Source organism: Streptomyces sp. McG3 (assembly GCF_018619185.1).
Lineage (GTDB): Bacteria > Actinomycetota > Actinomycetes > Streptomycetales > Streptomycetaceae > Streptomyces.
This window is the reverse complement of record NZ_JAAXYC010000056.1, coordinates 1-26,995: the sequence shown is the minus strand read 5'-3', so window position 1 is coordinate 26,995 and position 26,995 is coordinate 1. Positions and strand designations below refer to the sequence as shown.

Sequence of the window (26,995 nt, the reverse complement as noted above, 5' to 3'; positions counted from 1 at the left end):
GGCGCTACAGCCAGGCCCGCAGCTCCTCCTGCCGCGGCGCGAGGACCGTGGACGTGCCGGGATGGCCGAAGACCCGGACCGGCCGGCGGGCGTCCCAGGCGGTCCAGCCGGGGTCGCCCGAGGTGGCGAAGTCGACCCAGGCCCGGTGCATGACGTCGGCCAGCGGCTGGGGGGCGTCGGGACCGGACAGCGCCTCACCGTGACGGAGGTTGTCGAAGACGAAACCGATCTCCAGTGCGTGACAGGCGCCCAGCCCCAGGACCGGCGAGCGCCAGGCGAACTCGTAGAAATACGTCCGGACGGGCCGTGCGTCGCCGGGCCGTGCGTCGCCGGGCCGGGAGTCGCCGGGCCGGGAGTCGGCGAGCCGGTTGAGCGGCCCTCGCAGCAGCAGGTCGGTGGCCATCTCCCCGAGGATCACCCCCGGCTTCGCGTCCGGCCGGCCCGCCCGGTACAGCCGTGCCACCCTGCCGGGGATCCTGAACTTCAGCAGGGCCAGCCGCAGCGTGAGCCGGTTGACGCGGTCCAGCGCCCCGCTCGGCACGAACCACAGCCGGTACTCCTCCCGGTTGCAGCCCAGCAGCAGGTCGACCGAGGGCGGCGGAGGATCGGCCGGCACCACGTCGTCGTCGACCACGATGTGGAAGCCCGGTCCGCCGCTGACCGGGTCGGCCCTGCCGGTCAACCCGTCCTGGACGTCCAGCAGCCGTTCGCGGTCCACCCGGGCGAACTCCTCGGCCGTGGCGGGCACCCGCAGCGTCTTCGCCATCGCCCGCACGGTCCCGGCGCCCTTCTCGCGCGTCACGGTGTGCGGCGGCCCGCTCTGCAGGATCGCCCGGTGGAACAGCCCGGCCGCGCGCGGGCTGGTCAGCAGGGCGGCGACGCTGATGGCTCCGGCGGACTCCCCGCACACCGTGACGCACCCGGGGTCCCCGCCGAATCCCGCGATGTTGTCCCGCACCCAGGTCAGGGCGGCGATCTGGTCCAGCAGGCCCCGGTTGTCGGGTGCGTCGGGGAAGACGCCGAACCCCTCCACCCCGAGCCGGTAGTTGATCGAGACCAGGACCACACCGTCGCGCGCGAAGGCCCGGCCGTCGTACAGGGGCATCGCGGCGGAGCCGTTCCGCAGGGACCCTCCGTGGATCCACACCAGCACGGGCAGCGGTTCGCCGGCGGTCCGGGGAGCCCAGACGTTGAGGTTGAGGCACTCGTCCCCGGGGATGTCCACGTCGGGAATCAGCTGGTCCAGGGGCGGCCGGTAGGGGCGCTGCGGTGCGGTCGGCCCGAACTCCAGCGCGTCGCGTATCCCCTCCCAGGGCTCGACGGGCGCCGGGGCGCGGAACCGGTGGACCCCGAAGGGCGCGGCGGCGTACGGGATGCCCCGGTAGGAGGCGATTCCCTTCTCGACGCGGCCCCGCACCTTGCCCTGGTGGGTCGTCGCGATGATGTCCATAGCGGTCCTTTCACGAGAAGTGCCGCTTCCCCGGTCGCGGGGGACGACCGGGGAAGCGGCGGACAGGGGGATCGGGACGCCGCCCGCCACGGCGCCGGCGATCGGCAGGGGCGGGTTACGGAGTGGCGGCGGGGACGTTCAGGGCCAGGCTGTTCCGGCGGACGTCGGACCAGGTGGTGGTGTCGGCGCAGATGCCGCAGCCGGGACCGAAGAACTGGGCACGGGCCGCCTGGTCGCCCATGAGATGGGCCCGGAACCAGGCGGTGGTCGGTGCGGCGAACGGGCCCGGATCGCCGACGACCGTGAAGTGGTCCGCCCCGCGCAGCTCGCCGTAGAGGGCCGGAATGTGGTCGGCGGCGTTGTAGAAGGCCTTGACCAGGGCGGGGAAGACGATGCTGTCCTTCTGGCCGGCCAGCAACAGCGCGGGTACGCGCACCGCGTTGATGTTCGCCAGCGGGCCGGGCTGGATCGGCAGGACGGTGTCGATGCGGGGGTCCGAGCCGACGACGATGGCGGCCGCGCCGCCCTGCGAGTGACCCGATGCGCCGATGTGCTCCAGGTCGACGCGGTCGAAGAAGACGCTGCCCGGGTCGGCGTTCCTGCCGGTCAGCATGTCGATGCTCGCCCGCATGGAGATCCCGAGGTTGGACATGGGGGTGTTCGCGGCGGCGACGACGAAGCCCTGACTGGCCCAGTGGAGCATCAGGTCCCGGTAGACGAGGGGGACGCCGCCGGTGCCGTTGCCCCACACGATCACCGGGTGGCGGCGGTCGCTGTCGGCGATGTCGCGCGGGTAGTACAGGGTGGTGATCGCCCCGACCTCCACCGCCGTGGCGTACGGGCCGGGAGCCCCGAAGTCACCGGCGGCCGGGGCGGCGGGCACGGCGGCGACCGCGGTCGTGTCCGTCGAGGCCGCCGCCGTGCCCGCGCCCGCCGACGCGGTCAGGACCAGGGCGAGTGCGGCCAACGGGGCGAGCAGATTCCTTCTCCACAACACGGCGACTCCTGACGTGGGGGGTGAACCGGGTGACGCGGCCGGATCACATCGGTGTTTGACCGCATCCTGTGGGAGCGAACGCCGGTCGTCTCTGCGCAGTCGCGGCAATCACCGACGGCGGAGTTTGTGCAACCTGCCCAGGGAGTGCCCTCAGAGCCCCCCGGCCTCCGCGGTGAGTTCGCGCTTGAGGATCTTGCCGGTGGACGTCAGCGGCAGGCTGTCGCGGAACTCCACGCTGCGCGGGTACTTGTAGGCGGCCATGTGTTCGCGGCACCAGGCGATCAGCTCGTCCTCGCGCAGGTCCGTGCCGGGCACGGGGATGACGAACGCCTTGACGTCCTCCCCGTGCGTGGGGTGGGGCACGCCCACCACCGCGGCCATGCTCACGGCGGGATGCGTGATCAGGACCTCCTCGATCTCGCGCGGGTAGACGTTGAAGCCGCCGCGGATGATCAGGTCCTTGACGCGGTCCACGACGTAGTAGTAGCCGTCCTCGTCGCGACGGGCGATGTCACCGGTGCGGAACCAGCCGTCGCGGATCGCCGTGTCCGTGTCGTGGGGCCGCCGGTAGTAGCCCTTCATGACGTTGTGGCCGCGGATCGCGATCTCGCCGGGCCCGTCGCCCGGGACCGTCCGCCAGGCGTCGTCGACGAGTTTCATCTCGACCCCCCACACCGGCCGGCCGATGGAGCCGGGCCGCGGCGGGAGCCCGGGCGGGTTGAAGCAGGCCACGGGCGAGGTCTCGGACAGGCCGTATCCCTCCCGCACACCCACGCCGAAGGCCTCGTCGAACTGCCTGGACACCTCGACGGGCAGGGCGGCTCCGCCGGAGACGGCGGTACGCAGCCGCTCGGGCGGGGTTCCTCCGCCGAGCTCGCCCAGCAGCGCCCAGTACATCGTCGGGACCCCCGCGAAGAACGTCACCCCTTCCCGCCGCATCAGCCGGAGCGCCTCCCCGGCGTCGAAGCGGGGCTGCAGGACGAGGGTGGCGCCCCGGAGCAGGCCCATGTTCATCACCGCGCTCTGGCCGAAGGCGTGGAACAGCGGCAGGGCGGTCAGCATCACCTCGTCGTCCGCCCGCGCGAACAGCCGGTCGGCGATCAACGCGTTCATCACCATGTTGCGGTGGGTGAGTTCGGCCCCTTTGGGCCGGCCCGTCGTGCCGCTGGTGTAGAGGATCACGGCCGTGTCCTCCGCGGCCGTGGCCACCGTTCCGACCGGCGGGACCGGGGCCGGACCGTCGCTCCCGGGGCCGGACAGCGGCAGGAAGTGCTCGCAGTCGGGCGCTTGGTCGAAGCCCGCCTTCCCCACCTGGGCCAGTGGCAGTCCGGGGGTGTCCGGGAAACAGAGGAAGGCCTTGGCCCGGGAGTCCGCGAGGTGGTAGGCGACCTCATGAGGGCGCAGCAGTACGTTCAACGGCACCACGACCGCCCCGATACGGAGGATCCCGAAGTAGGCGGCCGGGTAGTCCGGCACGTTCGGGCAGGCCAGCGCCACCCTGTCGCCGCGGCCGATACCGAGGCGCCTCAGCCGGTCCGCGACGGCCTCCGATCGCTCCCGCAGTCCGGCGTAGGTCAGGCGGGTGTCACCGAGGACCAGTGCGGTACGGTCCGGGTGCTCCTGGGCGGTGTGCTCCAGCAGGGACGACAGGTTCAGCATCAGCTCTCCTCGGCGGCCGGCGATCAGCGGCTCTGCGGCTCGGGAGAGAAATGCTGCGGCACAACGTGGGCCGTACGTGGTGGGCGGACGACCTCGGATGACCGATGCGTCTTGTGCGTCCGCACAAGAGCGGCCCACCGGATGAACCGTATGCTGGCCCGCATGCCGGAGCAGCACGCCGATGGCGGCCTGATCGTTCCCCCACTGCTGGCGGTGTGCGCGGCGGAACTGCTGGAGCGGGTCGACGCCCTGGCGGACGATCTGTTCCGCGAGATCACCACGGAGATCGCGCCGTACGCGCGGTTGAGCGACGAGATCATGGCCGACGTACGCGACTTCAACGAGCGCAATCTGCGCGAGCAGTTGACCTGCATGGCGCACCACCGGCCGGTGCGCACGGACATCACCCGGCAGAGCGTGCGCCGTCGGGCCACCCAGGGGGTCCCCCTCGACGCGGTTCTGCACGCCTTCCTCATCGGCTACCGCCTGGTGGCCGACGCGCTCATCGACCGCGCCAAGAAGCGGCCCGGCACGACGATGGACGACATCGCGCAGGCCTCCCTGGCGGTCTGGTCGCTGCTGGACGCGGCGTCCCGGACGGTGAACGACGTCTACCGGGACACACTGGTGGGCCTGGCCCGCGCCGACGAACTGCAGCGGCTGTTGCTCCTCGACGCGCTCCTGACCGGGAAGGCGGCCGACTGGGCCACGCTCGGCGGGACCGCCGCCTCCCTCGGCCTGCCCGAGCAGGGACCCTACGTATGCGTCGTCGCCGATCACGGTGATGTCGCCGTGATGGAACAGGCCATGCTGCGGGGCGGACTGCGCTCAGCCTGGCGCCCGCGCCCCGACGGTCTCGCCGGCATTGTCGCCCTGCCCGGCCCCACTCCCGTACCCGGCCGCGCGCACCCTTCCGGACTCGCGGCGGTCCTGGACGTGGTGGGCACGGCGGTCACCGGGCGCGCGGGGCTCAGCCCCGCGTACACCCCGTTGCGGGAGAGCGCCGACGCCCTGCGGCTGGCGACGCTGGCCAGGGCCTCGCTGCCCGTCGGTACGCACCGGGCGGTCACGCTCGATCATGATCCGGCCGCGGCCCTGGTCGCCGCCGGGCCCGATCTGGCGCTGCGGCTGGCCCTCACCGTGCTCGACCCGGTCCTGGCCGCTCCGGACCGCAAGGACCTGATGGAGACGCTCACCGCCTGGCTGGACTCGGACACCGGATCCACCACCGAGATCGCCGAGATCCTCTACTGCCACCGCAACACCGTCCGCAACCGCCTGGACCGGGTCTCCCGCCTCACCGGACGCTCCCTGCTCCGGCCGGCGGACGTCGCCGCCCTGTACGCCGGGGTGCGGGCCCTCGGACTGCGACCGCGCTGACCGCCCCCGCGCGAGGGCCCGGGCGGCCCTGGAGCGCTCGCACATCTGTCGCATAGCCTCCTGACCATGACTGCGACGACTGACGACGTGTGGCTGCCCTTCCCGGCCGAGGAGATCGACGGCCTGCCCGAGGGCCTCAACTACCTCTTCTGGGACGGTGAACCGGACTACCCGGGGGACCCGGCCGACTGTGCCTACTACGTCGTTCCCTACATGAAGGGTCCCGAGGTCGCGGTGCGCCCGCTCGCCTCGATGAGCGCCGTCCGGGTGGTGCAGACGCTCTCCGCGGGCATCGACCACGTGGAGCCGGGCCTCGGCCTGCTTCCCGCCGGCGTACGCCTCTGCAACGCCAAGGGGGTGCACGAGGCGTCCACCGCCGAGCTGACGCTCGCCCTGATCCTCGGGTCCCTGCGCGGGCTCCCGGGGTTCGTCCACGGCCAGGACAACGAAGAGTGGCGCTCCGGCTTCTACCCGGCGCTCGCCGACAAGTCCGTCCTCATCGTGGGGTACGGATCCATCGGCTCGGCCATCGAGGACCGGCTCGCCCCCTTCGAGTGCGCGCGGGTGGCGCGCGTCGCGCGCTCCGCACGGACCACCGCACGCGGTCCCGTACAGACGCTCGACGATCTGCCCGCCCTGCTGCCCGAGGCCGACGTCGTGATCCTCTCCACTCCGCTGAACCCTTCCACGCAGGGGCTGGTGGGCGCCGACTTCCTCGCCGCGATGCCCGACGGGGCCCTCCTCGTCAACGTCGCCCGCGGCCCGGTCGTCGACACCAAGGCCCTGCTGTCCGAACTCGAATCCGGACGACTGCGGGCCGCACTCGATGTGACCGACCCGGAACCCCTGCCCGAGGGCCATCCTCTCTGGCATGCTCCGAATGTCTTGATCACACCTCATGTGGGCGGCAGCACCTCGGCGTTCGAACCCCGTGCCAAGCGGCTGCTGGCCGCACAGCTCACCCGGTTCGCCGCCGGAGAGCCGGTGCGCAACGTCGTGACCACCACCGGCTGACCCCGCCGTAGCGGCCACGCTACGGGGCGGTCCGGATGCACGCAGTGCCGCTCACCTCGCATTTCGTCACGGAGCGTATAGAATCTATGGCCCTGAGTGACGGATCTGGTGTATCGTCCGACGCGGGGGGCTGCGCCGTGGAAGGGACGGCGCGGGGGGAGCATCGGAACGCGAGGGGGCGACGGGCGATGTGCTGGCCATGGAGAGACGATCCGACGCGGACGAGCGGACGGTTGCGGCCGCCCGCGCCGAGGGAGCACAGCACCCGCCGATGGCCGGATTCCTGCCCCGGACCGGCAACGCCGAAGCCGCCGCGGCCGGGTCGGAGCGAGCGGCGCCGGAGGGCCCCCGCGAGCAGCCGTGCACCGCGGCGCCGAGTACCTCGGTGCCGGGCACCCCAGCGCCGGACGCCGAGGAGTCGGGTGCCCAGGAGTCAGGCGCCGAGGAGCACGTGCCCGGTGGGCCCGGGGCGGGGAGCCCTCCGGTGAGCGCGCTGGGGGCCCTGCTCGCCCCGCGGTCCGCCACCGGCTCCACGGGACTGCGGTCCCGGATCCTGCTCGGCGTCGTCTGCGCCGGATATTCGGTGGGCGCCGCCGTCGGCTGGGGCTCGCCGCAGGTCGCCGTCATCATGGGGGACTTCGGTCTCGCCGCGGCGGCCCTGATCGCCGCCGTCTCCTGCTTCCTCTACGCACGGGCGGTCAGGGGCCGGCTGCGCCCCGCCTGGCTGCTGTTCTCGCTCTCCTCCCTCATGGCGGCCTGCGGAAACGCCGTCTGGGGCTGGTACGAGGTGATCCTCGGCGTCCCCGTGCCCACACCCTCGCTCGCCGACCTCTTCTTCCTCTGCTTCGCGCCGCCCGCCATCGTCGGACTGCTCGTGCTCGCCAAGCGGCCCGTCACCCGCGCGGGCTGGGTGTGCCTGGCCCTGGACGCGTGGCTGATCGGCGGCTCCCTGCTGACGCTCGCCTGGAGCCTCGCCCTCGCCCACACCACGCACCTGGCGGGGGTCCAGGACACCAGCGTCGCGCCCGCGGCCCTCTCGCTGGCCTATCCGCTGCTCGACATCGTGCTCGTCTCGATGGTGCTCGCCCTGCACTTCCGCCGGGCCGGAGTGAACCGCTCCGCGGTGAACACCGCCATCGCCGCCCTCGCGCTCACCGTGCTGAGCGACGCGGTGTTCACCTCGCCGCTGCTGCGCTCCACGTACCACTCGGGCCAGCTCCTCGACGCCGGCTGGTTCGCCGGGTCGCTGCTCCTCGCCTACGCCCCCTGGGGCGCCCGCTGCGCGGCCCGGCCGTCCGCCCGCCCCGGGCCCCCGCGGGCCATCGCCAGCCGCCCGATCGCCGGCTCGCTGGCCGCCCTGACCCCGTATCTCGCCGCCGCCGTCTGCACCCTGGGCATCCTGTACAACGTGGTCGACGGCCGCCGGGTGGACCGGGTCGTCATCTTCACCGGCTGTACCGTCGTCCTGGCGCTGGTCGTCCGGCAGGGCATCATGCTCCTCGACAACATCTCCCTCACCCAGGAGCTGGCCCAGAAGGAGAACCACTTCCGCTCCCTGGTGCAGGGCTCCAGCGACGTCATCATGATCGCCGCGCCCAACGGCACCCTGCGCTACGTCAGCCCCGCCGCCGCCGGCGTCTACGGGCGCGAGGCGGAGGGCCTCGTCGGCTCCGAGCTGTCCTCGATCATCCATCCCGACGATCTCGGCCGGTTCGTCCACGAGGTGCGGCGCTTCCTGGCCGCACCGCCGCACGAGGAGCCCACCACCCGCATCGAGTGCCGCTTCCGCTCGGGCACGGGCGACTGGCTCAACGTCGAGTCCACCGTCAACCGCCACCAGGGCGGCCTCCTGCTCAACAGCCGGGACGTCACCGAACGGGTCAGGCTCCAGGCCCAGTTGCAGCACAACGCCGAGCACGACCCGCTCACCGACCTGCCCAACCGGGCCCTGTTCACCGCCCGGGTCCGCCAGGCGCTCGGCGGCCGCCGCTCGGGCGACCCCGGCACCGCCGTCCTCTTCATCGACCTCGACGGCTTCAAGGCGGTCAACGACACCATCGGCCACCAGGCGGGCGACGAACTGCTCGTCCAGGCCGGCCGCCGCCTCCAGGACTCCGTCCGGGCCGGCGACACCGCGGCGAGGCTCGGCGGCGACGAGTTCGCCGCGCTCATCATGGGCGACGGCACCCGCGATCAGGGCGCCCGGGAGTACCAGGTCCACGAGATCGCCGACCGGCTGCGCCTCACCCTCTCCCAGCCCTACCGGATCGGCCCCAGCGAGGTCCGGGTGGCCGCCTCCATCGGCGTGGCCTTCGCCGAGCCCGCCATCAGCCCCACCGACCTCATGCGCAACGCGGACCTCGCGATGTACCGCGCCAAGGCCGGCGGCAAGGACCGGGTCGAGCTGTACGCCCCGCAGATGCAGGCCGACGTCGTACGCCGCTCCGAGCTGGCCACCCGGCTGCGCACCGCCCTGCGCGACGGCGAGTTCGCCCTGCTCCACCAGCCCGTCGTCCACCTCGCCAGCGGGTCCGTCGCGGCCGTCGCCGCCCAGGCCCGCTGGCGCTCCGCCCAGGGCATCCTGTTCACCCCCGCCGAGTTCCTCCGGGTCTCCGGCGACGACGACCGCACCGCCGAGCTGGGCCGCTGGCTCCTGGAGGAGGCGGTGGCCCAGGCCGCCGACCGGGCCAGGGCCGGGCACCCCGTCGCCGTCTCCGTCCGGCTCTCCGCCGCCCGGCTGCTGGAAGCGGCCTCGCCCCCCGGCTCCATCGAGGCGCTGCTGACCCGCCACGGCCTGCCCTCGGGCGCGCTGATGATCGAGGTCGCCGACAGCGACCCGCGCGTCTCCTTCGACGCCCTGGAGCAGCGCCTGGTCGCCCTGCGCCGCCTCGGCGTACGGATCGCGCTCGACGGTTTCGGCAGCGGCTTCGCGGCGATCAACGCGCTGCGCCGGCTCCCCATCGACGTACTGAAGCTCGACCGGAACCTGGTCGAGGGGGTGGTCGAATCGGCCAGGCTGCACAAGATCACCAGTGGTCTCCTGCGGATCGCCTGCGACCTCGGCCTCCAGTCCGTCGCCGACGGCGTCGACGTCCCCGAGCAGGTCCTCGCCCTGCGCGCCATGGGGTGCACCCACGGTCAGGGGATGGCGTTCTCCGGCCCGCTCGACGAGTACCGGCTGCGACGCGCCCTGGTCCGCGGGGAGTTCCCCGTACCGGGTATCCCGAGCCCCCGGCCGGTGATGGCGGGCGGCTCGATCCCCCTGCTCACCGGATCACATGCTGAGACGCCCGTCCCACCCACTTGACACGTCATGCGTGCCGGAGAGAGGGTCAATGCCATGCGCACCCGAATTCTCGTACTTGGAAAGCGCGTCGGCTGAAGCAGAGTCACTCCACGACACTCTGCGACCGCACCCGGCGCGCTCCCCTCGCTTGCCTCACGGCACGAGGGGTTTTTTGTTGCACTGGCACCGCTCAAAACGCTGCAAAACACCCGCGAAAACCCTCAGCTTCGAGAAGAGAATGCCGATGACCGAGCAGGCCACCGGGGCCCACCACCCGCAGCCGCGCGCCCGTAACGGCGGACAGCCGTCCGTCACCGTTGAGCACGTCACGGGCGCGCAGTCCCTCATCCGTTCTCTCGAGGAAGTCGGCGCCGACACGGTATTCGGCATTCCCGGCGGCGCGATCCTCCCCGCCTACGACCCGATGATGGACTCCACCCGGGTCCGTCACGTCCTGGTCCGCCACGAGCAGGGCGCCGGCCACGCCGCCACCGGGTACGCGCAGGCCACCGGCAAGGTCGGCGTCTGCATGGCCACCTCGGGCCCCGGCGCCACCAACCTGGTCACCCCGATCGCCGACGCGCACATGGACTCCGTGCCGCTCGTCGCGATCACCGGCCAGGTCGCCTCCAAGGCCATCGGCACCGACGCCTTCCAGGAAGCCGACATCTGCGGCATCACGATGCCGATCACCAAGCACAACTTCCTGGTCACCAAGGCCGAGGACATCCCGCACACCATCGCCGAGGCCTTCCACATCGCCTCCACCGGCCGCCCCGGACCGGTCCTCGTCGACATCGCCAAGGACGCCCTCCAGGCGAAGACCACCTTCCGCTGGCCGCCCACCCAGGACCTGCCCGGCTACCGCCCGGTGACCAAGCCGCACGCCAAGCAGATCCGCGAGGCCGCGAAGCTGATCACCCAGTCCAAGCGCCCCGTGCTCTACGTCGGCGGCGGCGTCCTGAAGGCCGGCGCCACCGCCGAGCTGAAGGTCCTCGCGGAGCTGACCGGAGCGCCCGTCACCACCACCCTGATGGCGCTCGGCTCCTTCCCCGACAGCCACCCGCTGCACGTGGGAATGCCGGGCATGCACGGTGCGGTCACCGCCGTCACCGCGCTGCAGAAGGCCGACCTGATCGTCGCCCTCGGCGCCCGCTTCGACGACCGCGTCACCGGCAAGCTGGACAGCTTCGCCCCGTACGCCAAGATCGTCCACGCCGACATCGACCCGGCCGAGATCGGCAAGAACCGCGTCGCGGACGTCCCCATCGTCGGCGACGCCCGCGAGGTCCTGGCCGACCTGGTCCAGGCCGTCCAGGCCGAGCACACGGACGGCAACACCGGCGACTACACCGCCTGGTGGAAGGATCTCAACCGCTGGCGCGACACCTACCCGCTCGGCTACGACCTGCCCGAGGACGGCAGCCTCTCCCCGCAACAGGTCATCCAGCGCATCGGCAAGCTCGCCCCCGAGGGCACGATCTTCGCGGCGGGCGTCGGCCAGCACCAGATGTGGGCCTCCCACTTCATCGACTACGAGCAGCCCGCCACCTGGCTCAACAGCGGCGGCGCCGGAACGATGGGCTACGCGGTCCCGGCCGCCATGGGCGCGAAGGCCGGCATGCCCGACCGCACGGTCTGGGCCATCGACGGCGACGGCTGCTTCCAGATGACCAACCAGGAACTGACCACCTGCGCGCTCAACAACATCCCGATCAAGGTCGCCGTCATCAACAACGGCGCCCTCGGGATGGTCCGCCAGTGGCAGACCCTCTTCTACAACCAGCGCTACTCCAACACCGTGCTGCACTCCGGCGCGGACACGGACGGCGTCCCGGCCAAGGGCACCCGCGTCCCGGACTTCGTCAAGCTGTCCGAGGCCATGGGCTGCTACGCCATCCGCTGCGAAGACCCGGCCGACCTGGACAAGGTCATCGAAGAGGCCAACTCCATCAACGACCGCCCCGTCGTGATCGACTTCATCGTCCACGAGGACGCCATGGTCTGGCCGATGGTCGCGGCGGGCACCTCCAACGACGAGGTCCAGGCCGCCCGCGGCGTCCGCCCCGACTTCGGCGACAACGAAGACGACTGAGACAGAGAGAGACCGACTCCATGTCCGAAAAGCACACGCTCTCCGTCCTGGTCGAGAACAAGCCCGGTGTCCTCGCCCGGATCACCGCCCTGTTCTCCCGACGCGGCTTCAACATCGACTCGCTCGCGGTCGGTACCACCGAGCACCCCGACATCTCCCGCATCACCATCGTCGTGAATGTCGAGGGCCTGCCCCTGGAACAGGTCACCAAGCAGCTCAACAAGCTGGTCAACGTCCTGAAGATCGTCGAACTCGAGCCGGCCGCTGCGATCCAGCGGGAGCTCGTCCTGGTGAAGGTCCGCGCCGACAGCGAGACCCGCTCCCAGATCGTCGAGATCGTCCAGCTGTTCCGTGCCAAGACCGTCGACGTCTCCCCGGAGGCCGTCACGATCGAGGCGACCGGAGGGGCCGACAAGCTGGAGGCGATGCTCAAGATGCTGGAGCAGTACGGCATCAAGGAGCTCGTCCAGTCCGGCACCATCGCCATAGGGCGCGGCGCGCGCTCGATCACCGACCGGTCCCTGCGCGCCCTCGACCGCTCCGCCTGACCGGCGGCGGGACGCGCGCCCGCCGCTCGCATGGCGAGACCCGATCACGTACCCGACGCCCCCGCCGTACGGTGGGACGCAACACCTGCACACCAAGGAGAAGACCCAGTGGCCGAGCTGTTCTACGACGACGATGCCGACCTGTCCATCATCCAGGGCCGCAAGGTCGCGGTTCTCGGATACGGCAGCCAGGGCCACGCCCACGCGCTGTCGCTCCGTGACTCCGGCGTCGACGTCCGCGTCGGTCTGCACGAGGGCTCGAAGTCCAAGGCCAAGGCCGAGGAGCAGGGCCTGCGCGTGGTGACCCCGGCCGAGGCCGCCGCCGAGGCCGACGTCATCATGATCCTCGTCCCGGACCCGATCCAGGCCCAGGTCTACGAGGAGTCCGTCAAGGACAACCTCAAGGACGGCGACGCGCTGTTCTTCGGCCACGGCCTGAACATCCGCTTCGGCTTCATCAAGCCGCCGGCCGGCGTCGACGTCTGCATGGTCGCCCCCAAGGGCCCCGGCCACCTGGTCCGCCGCCAGTACGAGGAGGGCCGCGGCGTTCCCTGCATCGTGGCCGTCGAGCAGGACGCCTCGGGCAAGGGCCTGGAGCTCGCGCTCTCGTACGCCAAGGGCATCGGCGGCACGCGCGCCGGCGTCATCAAGACGACCTTCACCGAGGAGACCGAGACCGACCTGTTCGGTGAGCAGGCCGTCCTCTGCGGCGGCACCGCCGCCCTGGTCAAGGCCGGTTTCGAGACGCTGACCGAGGCCGGCTACCAGCCCGAGATCGCGTACTTCGAGTGCCTGCACGAGCTGAAGCTCATCGTCGACCTCATGTACGAGGGCGGCCTGGAGAAGATGCGCTGGTCCATCTCGGAGACCGCCGAGTGGGGCGACTACGTCACCGGCCCGCGCATCATCACGGCCGACACCAAGGCCGAGATGAAGAAGGTCCTCACCGAGATCCAGGACGGCACCTTCGCCAAGGCCTGGATGGCGGAGTACCACAACGGTCTGCCCAAGTACAACGAGTACAAGAAGGCCGACAGCGACCACCTGCTGGAGACCACGGGCCGTGAGCTGCGCAAGCTCATGAGCTGGGTGAACGACGAAGAGGCCTAGACCTCGGGGGAGCGGGGCGGGTCCTTCACGGACCCGCCCCGCTCCGCGATGACCGGAGAAGCCGCTCCGTACGGGGGTACCGGAGGGGCAGTTCCGTACGGGTGTACACGACGTCCACCCTCGTGCGGGTGATCCTTCCACCGGGGCGCAGTACGAGGCGCGTCGCATGACTACACTTCTCAACAGATACACGCGTCAGGGCCCACAGTGTCGTGCGTCTTCCACGCGGCTAGCCCCTCCACCGCCTGCGGCCGTCGGGACGGCCGTCCGCACTGGACTTGTGAGGACTCACGTGAGCTCGAAACCTGTCGTACTCATCGCTGAAGAGCTGTCGCCCGCCACGGTCGACGCCCTGGGTCCGGATTTCGAGATCCGGCACTGCAACGGCGCCGACCGCGCCGAGCTTCTTCCCGCGATCGTCGACGTCGACGCCATCCTGGTGCGCTCCGCCACCAAGGTCGACGCCGAGGCCATCGCCGCCGCCAAGAAGCTCCGGGTCGTGGCCCGCGCCGGCGTCGGTCTGGACAACGTCGACGTCTCCTCGGCCACCAAGGCCGGCGTGATGGTCGTCAACGCCCCGACCTCCAACATCGTCACCGCGGCCGAGCTGGCCTGCGGTCTGCTGGTGGCCACCGCGCGCAACATCCCGCAGGCCAACACCGCGCTCAAGAACGGTGAGTGGAAGCGCTCCAAGTACACCGGGGTCGAGCTCAGCGAGAAGGTCCTCGGCGTCGTCGGCCTCGGCCGCATCGGCGTCCTGGTGGCCCAGCGCATGTCGGCCTTCGGCATGAAGATCGTCGCCTACGACCCCTACGTCCAGCCGGCCCGCGCCGCGCAGATGGGCGTCAAGCTCCTCAGCCTGGACGAGCTGCTGGAGGTCGCCGACTTCATCACGGTGCACCTGCCGAAGACCCCCGAGACCCTCGGTCTCATCGGTGACGAGGCGCTGCACAAGGTGAAGCCCTCGGTGCGCATCGTCAACGCCGCGCGCGGCGGGATCGTCGACGAGGAGGCCCTGGCCTCCGCGCTGAAGGAGGGCCGCGTCGCGGGCGCCGGCCTCGATGTGTACGCGAAGGAGCCCTGCACGGACTCCCCGCTGTTCCAGTTCGACCAGGTCGTCTGCACCCCGCACCTCGGCGCCTCCACCGACGAGGCGCAGGAGAAGGCGGGCATCGCGGTCGCCAAGTCCGTCCGCCTCGCGCTGGCCGGCGAGCTGGTCCCGGACGCGGTCAACGTCCAGGGCGGCGTCATCGCCGAGGACGTACGCCCCGGCCTGCCGCTCGCCGAGAAGCTCGGCCGGATCTTCACCGCGCTCGCGGGCGAGGTCGCGGCCCGGCTCGACGTCGAGGTGTACGGCGAGATCACCCAGCACGACGTCAAGGTGCTGGAGCTCTCCGCGCTCAAGGGCGTCTTCGAGGACGTCGTCGACGAGACCGTCTCGTATGTCAACGCCCCGCTGTTCGCGCAGGAGCGCGGTGTCGAGGTCCGCCTCACCACCAGCTCCGAGTCGCCCGACCACCGCAACGTGGTCACCGTGCGCGGCACGCTCTCCGACGGCCAGGAGGTCGCGGTCTCCGGCACGCTGGCCGGCCCGAAGAACCTCCAGAAGATCGTCGCCATCGGTGAGCACGACGTCGATCTGGCGCTCGCCGACCACATGGTCGTCCTGCGCTACCAGGACCGTCCCGGTGTGGTGGGCGCGGTCGGCAAGATCCTCGGCGAGGCCGGGCTGAACATCGCGGGCATGCAGGTGTCCCGGGCCGCCGTGGGCGGCGAGGCGCTCGTCGTCCTCACCGTCGACGACACCGTCCCGCAGCCGGTGCTGACCGAGATCGCCGAGGAGATCGGCGCGTCCTCGGCCCGCTCGGTGAACCTCACCGACTGACGCGGACACGTCGGTGAACCTCACCGACTGACGCTCACGCACAGTCGCACGACGCCGCTCCGTACCCGGTAGCAGGCCCGCTCGTTCCGTACGAGCGGCCCCGCCGCCGGGTACGTTGCTTTCCCCCCGGCCAACCCGCCGAGGTGGGCCCGGGGTTGGGTCCTGGGGCCCACGACGCGAACGGGTCCCCGCCCCTAGGGTGACCGATTGTCATGTCACTCATGGGCGCCGGGGGTCGGATCACGTATGTCTGCTGTCGGTGGCATACCCGTAGCGGGAGGCCCGGCTCCGGCCGTCGCCCCGCGGCGTGAACTCCCGCGCCCACTCGTCCTGGTCCGCGTGGCTCTCCTCGTGCTGTTCGGGGCGACGCTGCTGGGGGCGATCGGCCTGTCCGGCTCGGCCCTCGCCGCGGACGCGATGGGCGCCGAGGTGCTGGGCATCCTGCTGTACGCCTCCGCCCCCGGGGTGCTCGCGGCGCTGCTGGCCCGGCACGTCAGGACCGGCGGCGCGCGCGTGCGGTGGGGCATCGTCGCCGTCCAGGTGTGGCTGATCCTCGGGGGTCTCGCCAACCTCGGGGACGGGTCGCCGGACGGGCTGACCCAGCTCGTCCTGCCGGTGCTGATCATCGTCCTGATCAGCCGCGCGGGGAGCCGGGCATGGTTCCGGATGCCGCCCGGCGACCGGGGGCAGCCGCCGAAGTTCTCGCTCCCGCACATGATCACCTGGAAGCGGGACCGGGGGCAGACCGCCCTGGAGTACCTGGGCCTGGTCCTGATCGTCGTCGCGCTGATCGGGGCCCTGACCGTGGGCGGCCTGGGCGGCCGGATCACCGAGGGCCTCCAGTCCGCGATCTGCTCGCTGACGGGCAGCTCCTGCCCGGTCTCCCCGGGCAGCGGCTCCGTCGAGGCGGGCGACCGCCCGGGCGGCGGTACGGACGGGGGAGCCGACGGAGGTACCTCGGGGAGCGCGGACGGAGGCGCCGACGGCGGTGCGGACGGGGGCGCCGACGGCGGTTCGACGACCACGGGCGGTGTCACCGGAGGGTCCACGGACGGGGCCACCGGCGGTGACGCGACCGGCGGTACGGGAGGCAGCGGCGGCACCGGAGGCCCGGGCTCCAGCGGAGGCACCGAGGGCTCGGGAGGTACGGAGGGCTCGGGCGGATCCGAGGGCTCGACCACGACCGGCGGTGGCACGGGGGGCCCCGACGACGCGGGCCGCCCCGGCACCGGCGAGGACACCTTCCCCGAGGACAACGAGGAGCCCGAGGCCGCCCACGACGTACAGGCGTCCGACGACGGTGAGGGCGAGGAAGGCGGCGAGCAGGCCGAGGAGCAGGAGGACTGCGGCGGCTGGGGCTTCTTCGGCTGCGCCTGGGACCGTACGACGCAGGTCGTCAAGGGCCTCGTGGTCGACGGGATCTGGGGCGACATCACCGGGATCATCGACCTGTTCAAGCCGGAGACCTGGTCGGGCCTCGCCGACTACGGCAAGCAGCTCGGCGACCAGTGGATGAAGGACTCCTCGGGCGCGGGCGACAAGTGGGCCGACGGCGACTACCTGGGCGCCATCTGGGACTGGGGCAAGGCGTCCGTCGGCACGGTGGTCACGGTCGGCGACGACGTGTTCGTCGGGGACGAGGTCCGCGAGCGCTGGAACAACGGCGAGAAGACCCGGGCCGTCACCGACGTGATCTGGAACATCGGCTCGATCTTCATCCCCGGCTACAACGTCGGGAAGGTCGTCGGCAAGGTCGGCAAACTCGGTGTGCTGGGCAAGGTCGCCGGAGCCGTGGCGAAGGCCGCGGACGATGCGGGGGCGGCGGCCCGCAGGGCCCGCAAGGCGGCCGAGGCCGGCGATCTCGACGGCGTACGGAAGGCGGCGAAGGAGGCCGACGACGCGGCGGACACCGCCGAGGACACGGCGCGCCGGACCGGCTGCGTCATCGCCTCGGGCCCGCCGCGCGTGCGGTACGGCGGGGGCGGGGCCATCGGTGTCCCGGGCTCGGGCACCGGAGTGCTGGCGGGCGGCTCCCCGCACCGGATCGTCCTCGCGAACGACGGGTGCGACGAGGCGGCCAAGGCCGCCGCCGCCCAGGCGCGAGCAGCCGAGCGGGCCGCCCACCTGGAGCAGAAGAGGCTGGAGGAGCCCGAGCGGGCGCGCAAGGCCGAGGTGGACAAGAAGAAGTACCCGGAGGCGCAGCGCAACGACACCTCCGACCCGCGCAACTACAACCCGCCGTCCTGGGCCGACGACCTCAAGGACCGTACGCTCGGGGACGCGGACGCGGGCGACGGCTACTGGGCGAGCCGGGACCGCAACCCCGCGCCCAACTGGAAGAACGAGTCCTGGCTGCGCTACCAGGAGCAGGTGACCGGTACCAACCGGGGCCAGGAGTACGTCGTGCCGCATCCCCGGGAGGGCAAGCCGGCGGTGGAGTACGACGGCTGGGACTCCTCCCGGCAGACGTTCCTGGAGGCCAAGAACGGTTACGGCAGCTATCTGTCCAAGTCCGACAGCGGCACCCTCACCCCGTCGGGCAAGGACAAGTTCGTCACCGAGGCCCGCGCCCAGGTGGAGGCGTCCGGCGGCCGGAGCGTGGAGTGGCACTTCTCCGACCCGGAGGTGGCCAAGGCCGCCCGCAAGGCCTTCCGGGACGAAGGGCTTCCGGTCAAGGTGGTCCACAGCCCGACGAAGCCCAACGACAGCACCAGGAAGCCGGGGGCGTTCGACGAGTAGGCGCGTGGCCGCGGCACACGTCAGGCGCGCAGATGGCCCACGTTCTTGAGGAAGGACTCCGTCCTCGCGGTGAGGTAGGGGTCCTGGAGGGTCCGGGCGATGCGCGACGCGGTCCTCCAGGAGACGGAGGCGTCTTCGGCGCGGTCGGTGTCGCGTTGCGCGAGACCCAGGATGAGGAGGGCCGCCACGCGGCCCCGCAGGTCGTTCGCCGATGTGGTGAGGGCCTCCGCGCTGAGAGCGGCGGAGAGCGCCTGGACCGGGAGGTCCAGGCTGTAGCGGGCGTTCGCCAGGGTGGTGAGCGCCCGGCCGGCGGGCCCGGGGCGCTTCGCGGCGGTGAGGAGAGGGACGGCTCTCCCGGCGAACCGGGCGGCCTCCTCGTGCTTCGCCAGCAGCAGGTTGGCGTGCGCGACGGAGGCGAGGGCCTCCCCCTGGCCCGCCTCGTCGCCCATCGCCTCCGTGATCCCGGCGGCCGCGAGCCGGCACGTGATGACCCGTGGGTAGTCCCCGGACCGGAAGCTCTCTTCCGCGAGGTCGGAGTACAGGCGTACCTGGGCCGCGGGATCGTTGATCCGTCGGTAGGCCCGCACAGCGATCTCGTACGTACTCGCCACGTGGGGCAGGACCCGCCAGGACCATTCCTGCTGGGCGATTCGCCCGGCGTCGCGCGCGATCGGGCCCCCCGTGAGCCGTGCCGGGGCGAAGCGCGCCAGCAGTGCGCACACCCCCCGCCAGTCATCGGCGTCCTCCGGCATCAGGTCCTCGGGGATCAGGGACAGCGCGCGCCGGGCCGCCATCTGCGCGGGGGCGGCCTCGGCGACCGCATGGGCGCCTCCGGGGTAATCCTTCGGCAGGCGCTCCAGAGCCTTTCGGGCCCAGCGCGCCGCCTCCGCCGCGACGCCGGGCACCTCCCCTTCGGCGGACGTCTCGGTCGGGCGGCGCGGTGGTCGTGGGAGGGGCCCCGGGACGTCCTCGGCGGCCGGCTCGGTCGGGCGGCGCGGTGGTGGTGGGCCGATCTCCTGGAAGGTCTCGTCCAGACGGCGGGCGCGCGCCACCCGTGCGATGTCCTCCCCCCGCCTGTGCAGCAACCGGCTCTCGCTCTCGCCGAGCAGACGCCTGCTCTCCGCCAGCGCGGCGACGGAGTGCTGCAGGAGGCGCCGGCAGTCGAGAGGATCCCCGGCCTGGGAAGCCGCCTCGATGACCATGTGCTGAAAGCGCAGCAACGTCCCCGCCGCTTCCACTGCTTGGTCCCGGCGGCCTCCGCGTTCCAGGGCGACCATCACCTGGTGCAGTGCGCGGGATCTGCCGGGGTGGTCCTTCGTCCTCCGCGAAGAAGTGCCCGAGAAGCCGTCCTCGCTCCAGCGCCGCGTCCTTGCCCGCGTTGCCCACGAACACGCTGTCATTCACGTGGCCGAACGCCGAGGCCGCTCCCGCACACTCGGCCGCTGCTTTCGTCGCGCCCCCTAGTAGCCTGCACGCGTGGTGATCCCGGCCGCCGTCCGGCCGGATGGACCGCGCACTGTGGGCCGGCCGACGGAGGAGAGACGAGCATGCGACGTGTAGTGCGGGGCTTCTGGGGTCCCCGGCCGGAGCCGGCCGAGGCGCTTGCCGAGCGCTGGCTCCGGACCCTCGACGGGCTCGCCGAGCTGGTCCCGCAGGCGGCCGAGGCCTGGAGTCAGGTCCACGGGAACGGCCCCGCCACCGCGTTCACCCCCGACGGGGACGCCCTGCTCGGCGCGCTCCGCACCGCCCAGAGCGCGGCCGACTGGTCGGACCTCACGGGCACCGGGCTGCGGCTCGTCGGCACCGGGGCGCCCGGCTGGGAGGCCGAGGTCAGCGGACTGGCCGGCGGGGCCCCGGAGTTCCTGCTCCAGTCGCTCGCGATCATCCTGCACGCCCCGGACGAGGCCGTGGTCCCCGAGGAGGCGCTCCTGTCGCTCGTCGCCCGGGTGTGGGAACCGGACTTCGGCGACGTGAGCGACGACGACGTGCTGGACGCGCTGGAGGACGACGCCGGCTACTCCGTCGGCGACCCGGTCGTCGGCCGGACCGGCTACCTCTCCCCGGCCCGCGCCGCCCTCGTCCCCGATGGCCTGGAGGTGGTCCGTGAACCCCTGGCCGACGGCGGGGAGTTGCTGAGCATCGCGGCGCCGGGCGACAGCGCGGGCGTGGTGCGGGTGTACCAGCGGCTGCGTGAGGCCGGGGCGTTGGCTCCGTTGCCCCGCCCGATGGACCGGGCGGTCCTGTGACCTCCCGGGCGGGCGAGGACTTCGACGCGGAGCGCGCGGCGGCCGAGGTGACCGAGCTCCTCGCCGCCCCCGTACCGGCGACCGGCCCCACCGCCGCCGAGGGCGACCCGGCCACCGGTGAGTGGACGGTCACCGTCGGGGAGGGCTTCCGGATCGTGCCGCTCTGGGAGGGCCACTCCCTCACCGGCGTGTACGCCCCCGAGTGGAACGACGCCGTGGAGGCCGCCGAGGGCCACATGGCAGTGCTGGCAGGAGCGTTGAGCGACGGCTGGGGCCCGCACCGACCGGTGCGGCTGCACGGTGCGCTGCCGCGGTGGGAGGCCGGGGCGTCCGTGGAGCCGTTGTTCGAGGCGCTGTTCGCCGAGGACCTGTACGGAGACCTGGTGGTCTGGGGTCCGGTCGCCCCCGGCGGCCGGTGGATCGCCCTGACCTTGGGGCACAGCGACGGCGACGCGCCACTTGTGCTGGCCGCCCTGGTCAGCGACCGTACGATCACCGAACCGGACGACAGGGACGGTCCGTTGTGAGGACCCGCCGGAGAACGCCGGCGGCGTCCGGGACCGACGGCGGGGTCCTCCGGCACCGGCGGTCCTGTGATGGAGTGGGTCCATGAAGCTGCTTCCCCTGTTCCTCCGACGGCCGATCGAAGCGGTGTACGAGCGCCGGCTCGCCGCCACCCTGGTGGGCCTGCCGCGCCCCCAGCACGTGGGGATCATGGTCGACGGCAACCGGCGCTGGGCCCGGAAGGCCGGGCACACGGACGTCCGGGAGGGCTACCGGGCGGGCGGCGCCAAGGTCACCACGTTCCTGGGCTGGTGCACGGCCGCCGGGATCGAGCACGTGACCCTCTTCATGCTCTCCGACGACAACCTGGGCCGCCCCGCCGAAGAGCTCGGCCCGCTGATCGAGGTCATCGAGGAGACCGTCCGGGACATCACCGCCGAGGGCCGCGACTGGGAGGTCCGGGCGATCGGCTCGCTCGACATGCTGCCCGGCGCCAGCGCCCGGGTGTTCAAGGAGGCCACCGCCGCCACGGCCGGGCGCGGCGGCCTCAAGGTGGACGTGGCGGTCGGCTACGGAGGCCGGCGCGAGATCGTCGACGCGGTGAAGAGCGCCTTCGAGGAGCACATCGCGGCGGGCGGCGATCCGGCCGAGCTGGTCGCCCGGTTCGGGATCGACGACATCTCCCGGCACCTCTACTCACCCGTCGCCGACCACACCGACTTCATCATCCGCACCTCCGGGGAGCAGCGGCTGTCCGGCTTCCTCCTCTGGCAGTCCGCCTACGCCGAGATGCACTGGGTGGACTGCTACTGGCCGGCCTTCCGGCACGTGGACTTCCTGCGCGCGCTGCGCAGTTACGCGAACCGGGAACGCCGCTTCGGCAAGTGACGGGCCCGCCGGGCGCCCCCTTGCGGCCGGGCCCGCCGAGCGCCCCTACAGCCGGGACCGCTTCACCGCCATGTGCAGCAGCAGCCGGTCCTCGCCGTCGTTCAGGTCGAGACCGGTGATCTGCTGGATCCGGGAGAGCCGGTAGTACAGCGTCTGGCGGTGGATGCCCAGCGCGGCGGCCGTCCGGCCCGCCTGGCCCGCGCAGTCCAGGAACACCTCGGCGGTGTGCGCCAGCTCCCGGTGCGGCGAGGTCAGCAGCGGGGCGACCACCGGGTCCCCGGGGGCGTCGCCGGTGCCCGGGAGGGCGGTCAGCAGGCGGTACGGGCCGATCGACGACCACCGGGCGACCGGGCCGAGGCGGGGCTCGGCCCGTGCCGCGCGGGCCGCCGCCGTGGCCTCCCGCCAGGCGACCGTCAGCTCGTCCAGGCCCCGCCGCGGCGTGGCGATCCCCCCGGTGGCTGCCGGGCCGGCATCGGTGCGCAACCGGTCCGCGGCGCTCAGGGCCGGGTCGAGGCGGTCCGGCGCGCGCAACCGGACGAGCGCGGCCAGCGACAGCGGCCCGGCTCCCCCCGGCGCGGCGACCGTCGCCAGGGCGGCCGCCGAGGCCACCCCCCGTACCGAGGGCGTGTCGTCCGCCCACGGGGTCACGCAGACCACCGTGTGCAGCCCCTCCGCGTCCTGCCCCAGGGCCTCGCCCAGCGCGGCGACCGCGGTGTCGCGCTGCCGGCCGGGGCCCGCCGTGAGCACCGCGCCGAACTCCCGCGACAGGTCGGCGCCCGCCCGCGCCTCGTCGGCGAGCAGCGCCCCGATCCGGGCGGCGACCTCCATCGCGGCGGTCAGCTGCTCGTCGGTCGGGCCGGGGTCGGCGTCGAGCAGCCAGACGTAACCGAGGACGACACCCCGATGGCGTACGGGAAGGCAGACGCGGTCCCGGAACACCCCGGCCTCGGGGGCGGCGGGAATCCGGACGGGCCCGGTCGCCCGGGTGATGCCGAACCCCTCGAACCAGGCGCGCACGGCGGGCGTGGAGCGCCGGGTCAGGATCGAGCGGGTGCGCACCGGGTCCATGGCGGAGTCGTCGTCGCTGTCGTGGGCTCCGAAGGCGACCAGGCCGAAATCCCGGTTCTCCAGGGTGGCCGGGGCGTCGAGGAGGGCCGAGATCTCGTCGACCAGTTCCTGGTAATCGCCTGTCACTCCGCCATTCTGCACCCGTTCCCGCTTTTCTTCATACAGATGTCTGAGATGGCGGCCACGGATGCGTGACAGGTGTCGATGGCACAGGATCTGAGCGGTCCCTAGATTTCACAGTGGTTATCCGTGCCGTACCGGTCCGTTCACGTTCGTGCCGTTACGGCCCTTCGTCCGTATATTCGTGGAGGTGCCCCGTGCTGGGTCCCGTGATTCTCGCCGCATCGCGCAGCGACAAGATGCGCCGGTTCGTCTCGGCCGCGCCCGGCACCAAGCAGGTCGTCGACCGCTTCATCGCCGGGGAGACCGTCGACCAGGTCGTGCCGATCGTGGAGGACGCCGCGGACAAGGGCCTGGAGGTCACGCTCGACGTCGTCGGCGAGGACATCACCACCCCCGCGCAGGCCGAGGCCGCCCGCGACGCGTACCTGGAGCTCATCGGGCGTCTGAAGGACCTCGGCCTGGGCACCCGCGCCGAGATGTCCGTCAAGCTGTCGATGTTCGGCCAGGCGCTGGAGGGCGGCCACGAGCTGGCCCTCGCCAACGTGCGCCCGGTCGTCGAGGCGGCGGCCGCCATCGGCACCACGGTCACCCTGGACGCCGAGGACCACACCACCCTCGACTCGATGTTCGCCATCCACGAGGAGCTGCGGAAGGACCACCCGGAGACCGGCTGCGTCATCCAGTCCTACCTGTTCCGCACCGAGGACGACGCCCGCAGGCTCGCCGCCGCGGGCAGCCGCGTACGCATCGTGAAGGGCGCCTACAAGGAGCCCGCCACCGTCGCGTACCAGGACAAGGCCGAGATCGACAAGGCGTACGTCCGTATCACCCGGATCCTGATGGAGGGCGAGGGCTACCCGATGATCGGGTCCCACGATCCCCGTCTCATCGCCATCGCCCAGGAGCTGGGCCGCCAGGCCGGGCGCAAACTGGACGAGTACGAGTTCCAGATGCTGTACGGCATCCGCAGCGACGAGCACGTCCGGCTCGCGGCCGAGGGCCACCGGATGCGCGTCTACACGGCGTACGGCACCGACTGGTACGGATACTTCATGCGCCGCCTCGCGGAGAAGCCGGCCAACCTGCTGTTCTTCGGCCGCTCGATCCTCACCAAGGGCTGAGCGCCCGGCCCCGACCCGGGGCTGAACCGGCCACGGCCGACACACCCATCCCCGCCGACACCAAGGAGACAAGGCACTCATGGACGCCGTCACCCAGGTCCCCGCGCCGGTCAACGAGCCGGTTCACTCCTACGCCCCGGGCTCCCCGGAGCGCGCCCGCCTGGAGGTGAAGCTCAAGGAGCTCGCCGACAACCCGATCGACCTGCCGATGACCATCGGCGGCGAGAAGCGGATGGGCGGCGGCGAGCGGGTGAACGTCGTACAGCCGCACAACCACCAGGCCGTCATCGGCACCTTCGCCGGCGCCACCGAGCAGGACGCCCAGGACGCCGTCGACGCGGCCCTCGCCGCCGCTCCGGCCTGGCGCGCGATGGCCTTCGACGACCGCGCGGCGATCATTCTGCGCGCCGCGGAGCTGCTGGCCGGCCCCTGGCGCGAGACGCTGGCCGCCTCCACCATGCTCGGCCAGTCCAAGACCGCCCAGCAGGCCGAGATCGACACCCCCTGCGAGCTCATCGACTTCTGGCGCTTCAACGTGCACTACGCGCGCCAGATCCTCGCCGAGCAGCCCCCGGCGAACTCCCCGGGCGTGTGGAACCGCATGGACCACCGCCCGCTGGAGGGCTTCGTCTACGCGATCACGCCGTTCAACTTCACGGCCATCGCGGGCAACCTCCCCACCGCCCCCGCGCTCATGGGCAACGTCGTGGTGTGGAAGCCGTCCCCGACCCAGACCCACGCCGCCGTGCTGCTGATGCAGCTCCTGGAGGAGGCCGGGCTGCCCAAGGGCGTCATCAACCTGGTCACCGGCGACGGCATCGCCGTCTCCGAGGTGGCGCTGAACCACCGCGACCTGGCCGGCATCCACTTCACCGGCTCGACCCCCACCTTCCAGCACCTGTGGAAGACGGTCGGCAACAACATCGCCAACTACCGCACGTACCCGCGGCTCGTCGGCGAGACCGGCGGCAAGGACTTCGTCGTCGCGCACCCCAGCGCCGACCGCGCCATCCTGAAGACCGCGCTGACCCGCGGCTCCTTCGAGTTCCAGGGCCAGAAGTGCTCGGCGTCCTCGCGGGCGTACGTCCCGGCCTCCATCTGGAACTCCGGTTTCAAGGAGGAGTTCGCGGCCGAGGTCGACTCGATCACGATGGGTGACGTCACCGACCTGACGAACTTCATCGGAGCCGTCATCGACGAGCGCTCGTTCGCCAAGAACAAGGCCGCGATCGACCGCGCGAAGTCCGACCCGGCGTGCACCGTCGTCGCGGGCGGCACCTACGACGACTCGGTGGGCTACTTCGTCCGCCCGACCGTCATCGAGTGCTCCGACGCCGAGAGCGAGGTCTTCACGACCGAGTACTTCGGCCCGATCCTCGCGATCCACGTCTACGAGGACGAGAACTACGACGCCATGCTGGAGCAGATGGAGTCGGTCTCCGACTACGCGCTGACCGGCTCGGTCATCTCGGGCGACCGCGCGGCCGCCGCGTACACGATGGACAAGCTCCGCTACGCCGCGGGCAACTTCTACATCAACGACAAGTCGACCGGCGCCGTCGTCGGCCAGCAGCCCTTCGGCGGCGGCCGTGCCTCCGGCACCTGCGACAAGGCGGGCGCCCCGCAGAACCTCCAGCGCTGGACCCTGACCCGGGCCATCAAGGAGACGCTGGTCCCGCCGACCGACTACACCTACCCCCACCAGGGCTGACGCCCTCCCGGGGCGCCGCAGCACGACGCCCCGGACCCGGGGTCTCCCGGCGACGGAAGACCCCCCAGAGCACCGCCCCCCGACCGGCCCCCCTGCCGGCCGGGGGGCGGTTTCCATGTGCCGCCTGTTCTCGGGGCCGGGCGGGGCTCCTCAGATCTCCACCAGCACCTGGTCCAGCGACTTGCGCACCAGGTCGGGGACCTCGCAGTCGTCGGCGGGATAGCCGACGGGGATCACCGCGAACGCCTTCTCGTTCTCCGGCCGGTTCAGGACCTCGCCGAGGAAGCGCATCGGGCTCGGGGTGTGGATCAGCGCGGCGAGACCGGACAGGTGCAGGGCGGTGAGCAGCATGCCCACCGCGATCCCGACCGACTCGTCCCCGTAGTAGTGCTTGCGCTTCGTGCCGTCCTCGCCCAGCCAGTAGCGCTGCTGGAACACCACGATCAGGGCGGGCGCGTCCGTCATATGGGCCTTCACCGCGTCGGTGCCCAGCGGGCGCAGCGCCGCGAGCCACTCCTCGCCGAGCCGCCCGTCGTAACTCACCTTCTCCTCGTGCTCGGCGGCCTCCCGGATCCGGCGGCGGACCTCGGGGTCCTTGACCAGGGCGAAGGTCCACGGCTGCTGGTGCGCGCCGGAGGGGGCGGTGGCCGCGCACGCGATGGCGTCGCGCACGACCTGCTCCGGGACCGGGTCGGGGGAGAAGGCGCGGACGGTCCTGCGCTCGTCCATGCGCTCCCGCAGCCCGGCGGCGCGGGCGAGCGACTCCTCCGGGGCGATCCGCTCGGGGCGGTAGGGCGCGGGACGGTACGGGTCGCCATGGATGGGCGACCACTGCCGGGGCGTGGGCGTGGGCGTCGTGTCGGACATGGCCGCAGTGTGCGCGGTGGGGGAGGCCCGGGGGAAGCGGGGCTTCGGACAGGCGCGCGACCGGTCCCGGTCAGTGTCCGCTGACCGGGACCGGCTGTCCGCCCTCCGGCGCCCCGAGCAGGCGGTCTTGTGAACTAGGTAATGAGCATGTCAAATTCCTTCTCGGTACGTCCCCACACGTCACCCCAGAAGGAGCTCCCCCATGAGACGCAACTCCCGCGCGCGCCTCGGTGTTTCCCTGCTGCTCGTCGCCGGCGCTGTCTCTTATACATATACAAAGCTGCCGCCGCCGACGACTAGTCGA

Annotated in this window: 19 protein-coding genes; 13 read left to right on the top strand and 6 right to left on the bottom strand. The window is 72.1% G+C overall.

The window, feature by feature from the left end; all coding sequences use genetic code 11:
* Positions 1-4: 4 nt before the first annotated feature.
* The 3 genes from HET64_RS12430 to HET64_RS12420 all read right to left on the bottom strand — a co-directional run bounded on the left by HET64_RS12430 (position 5) and on the right by HET64_RS12420 (position 4,106).
* A complete protein-coding gene (locus HET64_RS12430; RefSeq protein WP_215104817.1) occupies positions 5-1,450 on the bottom strand; it encodes a carboxylesterase/lipase family protein in 1,446 nt (481 codons plus the stop codon).
* Between the two features lie 115 nt (positions 1,451-1,565).
* Entirely contained in the window at positions 1,566-2,447 is an 882-nt protein-coding gene (locus tag HET64_RS12425) for an acetylxylan esterase (protein WP_215104815.1), read from the bottom strand.
* Between the two features lie 150 nt (positions 2,448-2,597).
* Positions 2,598-4,106: a long-chain fatty acid--CoA ligase gene (locus tag HET64_RS12420; protein ID WP_215104813.1), complete on the bottom strand. Its 1,509-nt coding sequence runs from the start codon at positions 4,104-4,106 to the stop codon at positions 2,598-2,600.
* Between the two features lie 162 nt (positions 4,107-4,268).
* Between HET64_RS12420 and HET64_RS12415 the strand changes: the two genes are divergently transcribed.
* The 8 genes from HET64_RS12415 (at position 4,269) to HET64_RS12380 (ending at position 18,163) form a co-directional block, all read left to right on the top strand.
* Positions 4,269-5,486 carry a CdaR family transcriptional regulator gene (locus HET64_RS12415; protein WP_215104811.1) on the top strand — a complete coding sequence of 406 codons (1,218 nt, stop codon included), beginning with the start codon at positions 4,269-4,271 and terminating at the stop codon, positions 5,484-5,486.
* Between the two features lie 66 nt (positions 5,487-5,552).
* The gene (locus HET64_RS12410; RefSeq protein WP_215104809.1) at positions 5,553-6,500 is read left to right on the top strand and encodes a 2-hydroxyacid dehydrogenase; all 948 of its coding nucleotides are present in this window, start codon (positions 5,553-5,555) and stop codon (positions 6,498-6,500) included.
* Positions 6,501-6,984: 484 nt separating this feature from the next.
* On the top strand, positions 6,985-9,807 hold the full coding sequence (locus tag HET64_RS12405; RefSeq protein WP_215104825.1) for a bifunctional diguanylate cyclase/phosphodiesterase: 2,823 nt from the start codon (positions 6,985-6,987) through the stop codon (positions 9,805-9,807).
* 217 nt (positions 9,808-10,024) lie between these two features.
* The gene (locus tag HET64_RS12400; protein ID WP_215104807.1) at positions 10,025-11,881 is read left to right on the top strand and encodes an acetolactate synthase large subunit; all 1,857 of its coding nucleotides are present in this window, start codon (positions 10,025-10,027) and stop codon (positions 11,879-11,881) included.
* Between the two features lie 20 nt (positions 11,882-11,901).
* Positions 11,902-12,429 carry an acetolactate synthase small subunit gene (ilvN, locus tag HET64_RS12395; RefSeq protein WP_003966072.1) on the top strand — a complete coding sequence of 176 codons (528 nt, stop codon included), beginning with the start codon at positions 11,902-11,904 and terminating at the stop codon, positions 12,427-12,429.
* A gap of 108 nt (positions 12,430-12,537) precedes the next feature.
* On the top strand, positions 12,538-13,539 hold the full coding sequence (gene ilvC, locus HET64_RS12390; protein ID WP_215104806.1) for a ketol-acid reductoisomerase: 1,002 nt from the start codon (positions 12,538-12,540) through the stop codon (positions 13,537-13,539).
* 292 nt (positions 13,540-13,831) lie between these two features.
* Positions 13,832-15,424 (top strand): phosphoglycerate dehydrogenase, encoded by a 1,593-nt coding sequence (gene serA, locus HET64_RS12385; protein WP_018960078.1) that lies wholly within the window; start codon positions 13,832-13,834, stop codon positions 15,422-15,424.
* Between the two features lie 246 nt (positions 15,425-15,670).
* Complete coding sequence (locus tag HET64_RS12380; RefSeq protein ID WP_215104804.1) at positions 15,671-18,163, top strand: Tox-REase-5 domain-containing protein; 2,493 nt, start codon at positions 15,671-15,673, stop codon at positions 18,161-18,163.
* 20 nt (positions 18,164-18,183) lie between these two features.
* Here the strand turns inward: HET64_RS12380 and HET64_RS12375 are convergent, their stop codons facing one another.
* Positions 18,184-19,443: a hypothetical protein gene (locus tag HET64_RS12375; protein ID WP_251145215.1), complete on the bottom strand. Its 1,260-nt coding sequence runs from the start codon at positions 19,441-19,443 to the stop codon at positions 18,184-18,186.
* Positions 19,444-19,710: 267 nt separating this feature from the next.
* Between HET64_RS12375 and HET64_RS12370 the strand changes: the two genes are divergently transcribed.
* The 3 genes from HET64_RS12370 (at position 19,711) to HET64_RS12360 (ending at position 21,801) form a co-directional block, all read left to right on the top strand.
* A complete protein-coding gene (locus tag HET64_RS12370; protein WP_215104802.1) occupies positions 19,711-20,409 on the top strand; it encodes an Imm52 family immunity protein in 699 nt (232 codons plus the stop codon).
* Positions 20,406-20,936 carry a hypothetical protein gene (locus HET64_RS12365; RefSeq protein ID WP_215104800.1) on the top strand — a complete coding sequence of 177 codons (531 nt, stop codon included), beginning with the start codon at positions 20,406-20,408 and terminating at the stop codon, positions 20,934-20,936. Before HET64_RS12370 ends, HET64_RS12365 begins: the two co-directional genes overlap by 4 nt.
* Positions 20,937-21,018: 82 nt before the next feature.
* Entirely contained in the window at positions 21,019-21,801 is a 783-nt protein-coding gene (locus HET64_RS12360) for an isoprenyl transferase (RefSeq protein WP_097872023.1), read from the top strand.
* 45 nt (positions 21,802-21,846) lie between these two features.
* On the opposite strand, the gene HET64_RS12355 is transcribed toward HET64_RS12360, so the two are convergent.
* Positions 21,847-22,995: a CdaR family transcriptional regulator gene (locus tag HET64_RS12355; RefSeq protein ID WP_215104798.1), complete on the bottom strand. Its 1,149-nt coding sequence runs from the start codon at positions 22,993-22,995 to the stop codon at positions 21,847-21,849.
* A 191-nt stretch (positions 22,996-23,186) separates the two neighbouring features.
* Here HET64_RS12355 and HET64_RS12350 point away from each other — a divergent pair, with 191 nt between their 5' ends.
* Together HET64_RS12350 and pruA are read left to right on the top strand one after the other, a co-directional pair.
* On the top strand, positions 23,187-24,113 hold the full coding sequence (locus HET64_RS12350) for a proline dehydrogenase family protein (protein ID WP_215104797.1): 927 nt from the start codon (positions 23,187-23,189) through the stop codon (positions 24,111-24,113).
* A 79-nt stretch (positions 24,114-24,192) separates the two neighbouring features.
* A complete protein-coding gene (gene pruA, locus HET64_RS12345) occupies positions 24,193-25,824 on the top strand; it encodes an L-glutamate gamma-semialdehyde dehydrogenase (protein ID WP_215104795.1) in 1,632 nt (543 codons plus the stop codon).
* A 150-nt stretch (positions 25,825-25,974) separates the two neighbouring features.
* Here the strand turns inward: pruA and HET64_RS12340 are convergent, their stop codons facing one another.
* Positions 25,975-26,691 (bottom strand): nitroreductase family protein, encoded by a 717-nt coding sequence (locus tag HET64_RS12340; RefSeq protein WP_215104793.1) that lies wholly within the window; start codon positions 26,689-26,691, stop codon positions 25,975-25,977.
* Positions 26,692-26,995 lie beyond the last annotated feature (304 nt).